The following is a 6482-nucleotide window of genomic DNA, read 5'->3' as shown; positions in this document are numbered from 1 at the left end:
ATCGCCACCAGCCTCATCAACCACCGCCGACTCACCAAGTGAAACGTCTTCTAAGGACGAGGTGAGGCGCAAGCGCTGATCAGGGGCGGTTCCCTGGTGCGTCCCCCGTCGCCAGGGACCCCTTCCCCTGCTCATAGATACCCAGCGCTTCCTTAGCCTGTGACGGCAAAGCCGGTCAGCTTCAGGGCAGTACGCCGCGTACGCACTCGGATCACCGTCTGCCACTAGGAACCGCTAGAAAGCCCCCCAAGTGTCGCGGCCTTCGCCCGTTCGCAGAGACCGCATGCGTCGCGCGAACTCCGCGGCAAATCGGTCACTCGTGCCCACCTGGTGGCCGATCCACGCGACCATCATCAGCTCTCGCAGGTCGGCCAAGGTCTCGTATCCGGGCCAGTTCATGAGGTCGAAGCCGTACCGGTGAACGAATTCGGCGTACTGCGCCTTCGTGTGCCAGCCGTACCGGTCGTAGTAGATCGCGGTCAGGATCAGGTCCCACTCGCGCGGGGCGAGGGCGAGCCCGTCGAGGTCGATGAGGACCGCATGGCCATCCCGGTGACGGAGGACGTTCCCGATGTTGGCGTCCCCATGGATCAGGCCGAAGGGAAGGACGAAGTCAAGTCGGTCGTACTCCTTCGCAAGCTTGGCCGCCCGCTCCTCGAGGAAGGACCGATCTTCCTCGGAAACATCGTTCAGACCGTCCAGCGAGGCTGACAGCTTGGCTAGGGGGTCGAAGTATGGGAGGCGCAGCGACTCGGGTTCTTCGAGCCAGTGGAATTGGCGGAGCAGGTCGGCCAGCTCGCCGATCGTCGCATACTCCTCGCGCTCCTGGACGCTCTCCCAGAAGGTCACCACCAGTCCGCGCACGGCGATGGGCTGAGCGACGCCGGCCAGGACTCGCGTCGCCGGGAAGCTGACCGTCTCCAGCCAACGGGCAACGCCCACAGCGCGTTCCATCTCGGCGAGAACGGCCCGGTCACGCGCGATGCGGACGATGACCGGTAAGGACGCCAGTCGGTAGACAGCGTTGGATCCCAGGCGCAGCAGCTCTGCCCCGGTCGAGTCCAGGCTGGCCACCTCGCACGCCTCACGGAGGACCACTTCCATCCCCTCCGCCGTGAACTCCGTACCGCCGCCGTGCACTTCCCCGCCGCTGCCCGAGATCATGTCTCCGACCATACGGCGCAGTCCCACGGCCGGACAGGGCGCCCACGTAATAGGGGCGTAATGATCTTCACCTGAGGCATCCTCTGAAGCCGCTCCCCCGCAGGTCAGAGCCCCCAGGGCTCCTCGCTCTCACCTGGGCTCCGGAGCCGTGTGCGCAGGTCTGAATCCTGCCGGGGGCACCCTGCTTGGAGTGCCTGAAGACCCCGTCACCAGCGGAAACGCTGAGACCGGGGTCTTCGCGTAGAAGGTGTGGGCCGCCCGGAGCTGCAGTTCTCCTGGGCACGGCCCAGGGAGTCCAAACGTTCGGAATCTAGAGCGGCGTCCCACTCCTCATAGGTGGGTCGGTCATGGGGAGGCCACGCGCGCATTTCGGCGTCTGACAACGCCCATGCTTGCTCCGGACGTGCCACGCGCCCGCCCCGTATCGGCTGGATGGACCTGGCGGGATTTTCAAGCTCTGACGTAGCACCCGTGGCCCGGCTGTGGGCCCCGCCGTACGACGGGCCAGATACGGCGGAACGGCGCGGTGTTCAGCGCAAGACGGGTGGTGTGGGGCGCTCTGGTGGGGCCGTTTCTGAGGCTGGGGGGTGTGAGGGGAGGGGGACGCCGCATGCCTCTCCGTTGGCGTCGAAGATGATCCAGGATCCCTCGGGGGTATCGCCCGCGGCCAGGTACAGCTCCCATTGGTTCTTCTTCAGGACCCAGCCGAAGGCGTCGGGCTCCTCGACCGACAGCTCCCCCGTCTCCTGCCAGCCCTGTTCCTTCAGCGTGTTGCGTATCGGCTCGACGGCCTTCGGCTCCAACGAGTCCTCGGCCTGCGACATCCCGTACACACGACATGGGTGAACTGACTCCCCCATGTCGACGAATTGAAGCCGTCCCGTCCCCGCAGCGGAAACGGCTTCGCGGAAGTCGCTACGCACAGCGCCTACGGTCAGCTCGGGCTTGACCGTCTTTCCGGCCGCGGCGCACTCGCCGGGGCGCCTTCGCCCGCTGCATCGCCTTTGTCGCCCCCACCACCACAGCCCGTCAGTGCCGCCGTCACGGCCATCGCGGCCACGGCCGCCGCCACCCCACGCATACGTCATGCCTCCGTCACCGCCGATGTGACGCGGAGTCTCGCACACGACCGCCCCCGTGGGCTATGCGGGCACCACCACTGAGCTGCGACAACGCCATACCGGACGGCGCCTTCGCCGCTTCGGAACAGAGAGGGGCCGAGTCGCCTGGTTGCGTCGGTGGGCCCGCGTTCGTGCGTGTGCTCCGAGCCGAGAAACTCACCACTCTGTGCTGTGGGCGCGGCCCAGTGGTCGGACGTCGGTTTTTGAAGATCAGGCGCACGGATGTTCCCGCTGAGTAGCATGGGATTTCCGTTGTGTAGTGGTGAGTTGGCCGCTGCCGGGATATGAGGGGATGCGTGATTGGTCGTGGGGGTTGGTAGTTGGCTTGTGCTCGGGGGCGAGGATGTTGAGCATGCGCTTCCCGAGGCGGCTGGGCAGGCGGGGCTGGTCAGTCAGTTACGGCCGTTGATCCGGGAGTTGAGTGAGCCCGGGGAGCTGGTTTTTGATCCGTTCGCGGGGTGGGGGACCACCTTGGTGGCGGCTTCCGTGGAGGGGCGGCGGGGGTTCGGGATCGAGGTGAACGAGGAGCGGGCCGAGGACGCCCGGAGGCGGCTGGCCGGGTATCCGGGGCAGGAGATGATCTGCGGGGACGCCCGGAAGCCTCCGCTGGAGGCAGGCTCCGTCGACCTGGTGCTGTGCGACCTGCCGTACTTCGGGACCAATTTGAATACTGATGCCACCGACGGGGCTCAGTTCTACGCCTTGCGCGACTACGACGACTATCTCGGCGCGCTGGACGAGGCGTTCGGCGCGATCGCGGAGACCATGCGGCCGGGGGCGCGGGCCGTGATCGCGGTGCAGAACCGGCGGATCGCCAGCCGGTTCGTCCCGCTGGCCTGGGACGCGGCGCGGGTGCTGGGGCGTCACCTCACGCTGGGCGACGAGCGGATTCATCTGTACGACCGGCCTACGGGCGGTGACGACCCCATGTTGACCAATCGGTCTCACGAGTATCTGTTGATGGCCACCAAGTAGGGCCGTCAAGTAGTCGTCACCGCCCGAGCACCACTACCTGGAGCCGTACGCCTGGCCGATCTTCTGGGCCAGGTCGGTGACGTCGGTGGCGGCCTGCTGGTGCAGGCCGCCGCCGAAGGTGACGCGGGCGGCGCCGAGGGAGCCGAGCCGGCTGGGTGAGGCGTTGCCGGGGCGGTAGAGGGCGTTCAGCGGTTTGCTGACGCCGTTGGCCAGGTCGGGGAGCAGTTCCTCGGGGGCCAGGATCGGGTAGACGACGTCCGCGCCGGCGTCGATGTACAGGCAGGCGCGTTTGACCGCCGTCTCGGCCGAGCGGTCGCCGAACAGGAACGTGTCGACGCGGGCGTTCAGCACCAGCCGGTCGCCGGCCGCGACGCTGACCTCGGAGAGCCATTCCGCGTGCTGTTCGGCGTCCTTGAGCCGTCCGGCGGTGGAGTCCTCCAGGTTGCAGCCGACGGCGCCCGCCGCGAGCAGCCGCTCGACGATCTCGGCGGGGGCGAGGCCGTAGCCGGCCTCGATGTCCGCCGTCACCGGTACGTCGACGGAGCGGACGATCCGGCCGATCGCGGCGAACATCTCGTCGGCCGGGGTGTCCTCGCCGTCGTCGTAGCCGAGCACGGCGGCGACCGCCGCGCTGGAGGTCGCCAGGGCGGGGAAGCCGGCCTCCGCGAACGCCCGTGCGCTGACCGCGTCCCAGACATTGGGGATGACCAGCGGGTCGCCGGGTTCGGTCCGGTCGTGACGTGCCAGGAACTCCCCGGCACGGGTCGCCACCATCAGGCGGTCTCCTCTTCGTGGTCGTGGGGGACGGGTGGCAGAGTCACGCCGTCGCCCAGGTGGTCCCGCGGTCGGTGACCGGGGAGGATGCGTACATGGCCGCGAGTTCGAACGCGACGTCCAGGGACTGGCCGAGGTTCAGCCGGGGGTCGCAGACGGTCTCGTAGCGGGTCGGCAGATCCTCGAAACGGATCTCATAGGTGCCGCCCACGCATTCGGTGACATGATCTCCCGTCAGTTCGAGGTGGACGCCGCCGGGGTGGGTCCCCAGGGACCGGTGGACCTCCAGGAAGCCCTCGATCTCGTTGAGCACGTCGTCCAGTCTGCGGGTTTTGTGGCCCGTCGGCGAGGACACGGTGTTGCCGTGCACGGGATCGCAGATCCAGGCGACCTCGGCGCCTGACGCCGTGACCTTGGACACCAGGTCCGGCAGTGTGTCCCGGACGGCGCCGGCTCCCATCCTGCTGATGAAGGTCAGCCGCCCCGGTTCGCGGTCCGGGTCGAGCAGGTCGATCAGGCGCAGTGCGTCGTCCGGGGTGCTGGACGGGCCTAGCTTGACGGCGATCGGGTTGCGCACGCTTGCGGCGAAGGCGATGTGTGCGCCGTCCGGGCGGCGGGTGCGCTCGCCGATCCAGAGGAGGTGGCCGGAAAGGGCGTAGCGGCCCGCCGGGGTGGTGCGGGAGAGCGCGTGCTCGTACTCCAGGACCAGGGCCTCGTGGCTGGTCCAGAACTCGGCCCCGTCGGCGGCGGTGAGCGTGTTCAGGTGGCCGAGGGTCCGTGCGGACGCGTGGTAGACGCGTCGCAGACGGTCCGGGTCCGGGGTGCGGGCGGCGGTGGTGAACGCCGGGCCGTTGACCATGTCCCCCCGGTAGGAGGGGAGTTCGACGCCGTCACGGATCTCGGTCGGGCTGGACCGTGGCTTGGCGTACTGGCCCGCGATGCGGCCCAGCCGGATCACGGGGAGTCCGGCCGCCTCGGAGATGACGGCGGCCATGAGGTTCAGGGTGCGGTACTTGGCCGCGGTGGTGTCCGGGCCGGCCTCGGCGAGGCTCTCGGCGCAGTCGCCGCCCTGGAGCAGGAACGCCTCGCCGCGGGCGACCGCCGCCAGTTGCTCTCGCAGGCGGTCGCACTCCTTGGCCGCCACGAGCGCGGGGAGGACGGTGAGTTCGTCCGCGACCGCACGCAACGCTCCGGGGTCCGGCCAGTCGGGTTGCTGCGCGGCGGGCGGTCCGGATACGGCGGAGGGGCCGGGCGGCGCGGGCGCGACGGAGGTGCCGGGCGGTGCGGATACAGCGGTGGTGGCGGGCGGTGTGGATACGGCGGTGGTGGCGGGCGGTGCGGATGCGGCAGCGGTGGCGGGTTGTCCGGACGCGGTCGAAATGCCGGGCGGGCTAGGCGCGGTGGACGCGCCGGGCGGGCTGGGCGGGCTGGGCGGGCTGGGCGGGCTGGGCGGGCTGGGCGGGCTGGGTACAGCCGAGGTACCCGGCGGGCCGGACACGGCCGAAGTCCCGGGCCGGCCGGGCACGGCGGACGTGCCAGGCGGGCCGGGTACAACCGAGGTATCGGGCCGACCGGACACGGCGGACGTGCCGGGCGCGCCAGGCACAGCCACCGCGGTCGAAATACCGGGCGGGCTAGGCTCAGTGGACGTGCCGGGCGGGCCGGGTACAGCCAAGGTGCCAGGCGCGCCGGATACGGCCGAGGTACCCGGCGGACCGGGCACAGCCAAGCTGCCAGGCGCGCCGGGTACAGCCAAACTGCCGGGTGGACCGGACGCGGCCGAGGTCCCGGGCCGACCGGGCACGGCGGACATGCCCGGCGCGCCAGGCGCAGCCGAGCCAGGCACAGCCGAGGTGCCCGTCGGGCCGGGCACGGCCGAGGTGTGGTTCGGGTTCATGAGGTATCGCCCCTTCGTCCGCCGCGGGCCGGCGCGGCTCTCGCGCTGCCCCGGCGGGTTCGTCCGGCACGGGGCGGCCGCGGGATTCCCGAGCCGAAGGGTGTCCCGATGCCGAACTCGTCCTTCAGTTCGGGAAGTTGCGGTGAGGCAGTGGTGCGAGTGGAGGGGGCGAGGGCGGTCGGGCAGAAGTGGATCAGATCATCCGGCGACGGCGGGAACGGCGTTCCAGCCCACGTCCTTGCCGTCGTCGGAGTGGTTGATGCCGAATCGCTCGGGTCCGGCCTGAGCGGAGACCCTATGTGCAGTGCGGTGCATTTCACGAAGCGTCATCGAATTTCCCCCTGTTGATTCGCCGTGATTCAACGGCGATTGCGCTTCCAGCAGTAGACCTGGCGTGCCGATTGTGAATGGCGGATTAACGCGGCCCGACCGACCTCAGCGCCCCCTCACAGCAACTATGCGTCCCCCTCGACTGACCGGACAAGATCGCCGATACTTCGGTTACGCGCACTTCGGCGAAACGAAGGATGCAAATGCGAATACATTGGAAT

At 69.3% G+C, this 6482-nt stretch carries 5 protein-coding genes and 1 pseudogene; 1 reads left to right on the top strand and 5 read right to left on the bottom strand.

Annotation, left to right across the window (positions count from 1 at the left end; genetic code table 11):
* Nucleotides 1-234 precede the first annotated feature (234 nt).
* Together G6W55_RS25545 and G6W55_RS25540 are read right to left on the bottom strand one after the other, a co-directional pair.
* Nucleotides 235-1164: a phosphotransferase family protein gene (locus G6W55_RS25545; RefSeq protein ID WP_175523169.1), complete on the bottom strand. Its 930-nt coding sequence runs from the start codon at nucleotides 1162-1164 to the stop codon at nucleotides 235-237.
* 530 nt (nucleotides 1165-1694) lie between these two features.
* On the bottom strand, nucleotides 1695-2087 hold the full coding sequence (locus tag G6W55_RS25540; protein WP_175523168.1) for a hypothetical protein: 393 nt from the start codon (nucleotides 2085-2087) through the stop codon (nucleotides 1695-1697).
* A gap of 504 nt (nucleotides 2088-2591) precedes the next feature.
* On the opposite strand from G6W55_RS25540, the gene G6W55_RS25535 reads away from it, so the two are divergent.
* A complete protein-coding gene (locus tag G6W55_RS25535) occupies nucleotides 2592-3260 on the top strand; it encodes a DNA methyltransferase (RefSeq protein ID WP_309243818.1) in 669 nt (222 codons plus the stop codon).
* 33 nt (nucleotides 3261-3293) lie between these two features.
* Here the strand turns inward: G6W55_RS25535 and G6W55_RS25530 are convergent, their stop codons facing one another.
* The 3 genes and pseudogenes from G6W55_RS25530 to G6W55_RS39315 form a co-directional block, all read right to left on the bottom strand.
* On the bottom strand, nucleotides 3294-4034 hold the full coding sequence (locus G6W55_RS25530) for an isocitrate lyase/phosphoenolpyruvate mutase family protein (protein WP_175523166.1): 741 nt from the start codon (nucleotides 4032-4034) through the stop codon (nucleotides 3294-3296).
* A gap of 43 nt (nucleotides 4035-4077) precedes the next feature.
* Nucleotides 4078-5256: pseudogene (locus tag G6W55_RS38960) on the bottom strand (3-deoxy-7-phosphoheptulonate synthase); the annotation flags it as partial.
* An 873-nt stretch (nucleotides 5257-6129) separates the two neighbouring features.
* Nucleotides 6130-6261: a hypothetical protein gene (locus tag G6W55_RS39315; RefSeq protein ID WP_303049937.1), complete on the bottom strand. Its 132-nt coding sequence runs from the start codon at nucleotides 6259-6261 to the stop codon at nucleotides 6130-6132.
* Between the last annotated feature and the right edge of the window lie 221 nt (nucleotides 6262-6482).

It is taken from the genome of Streptomyces sp. CAI-85 (genome assembly GCF_013363615.1).
GTDB lineage: Bacteria > Actinomycetota > Actinomycetes > Streptomycetales > Streptomycetaceae > Streptomyces > Streptomyces antibioticus_B.
Note: the sequence above shows the minus strand (reverse complement) of the source record. Positions and strands in the feature narration are given on the sequence as shown.

What these genes read in the sequence shown, in the direction of transcription:
- G6W55_RS25545 (WP_175523169.1), bottom strand. Translation starts at nt 1,164, where the DNA reads ATGATCTCGGGCAGCGGCGGGGAAGTGCACGGCGGCGGTACGGAGTTC.
- G6W55_RS25530 (WP_175523166.1), bottom strand. Translation starts at nt 4,034, where the DNA reads ATGGTGGCGACCCGTGCCGGGGAGTTCCTGGCACGTCACGACCGGACC.
- G6W55_RS39315 (WP_303049937.1), bottom strand. Translation starts at nt 6,261, where the DNA reads ATGACGCTTCGTGAAATGCACCGCACTGCACATAGGGTCTCCGCTCAG.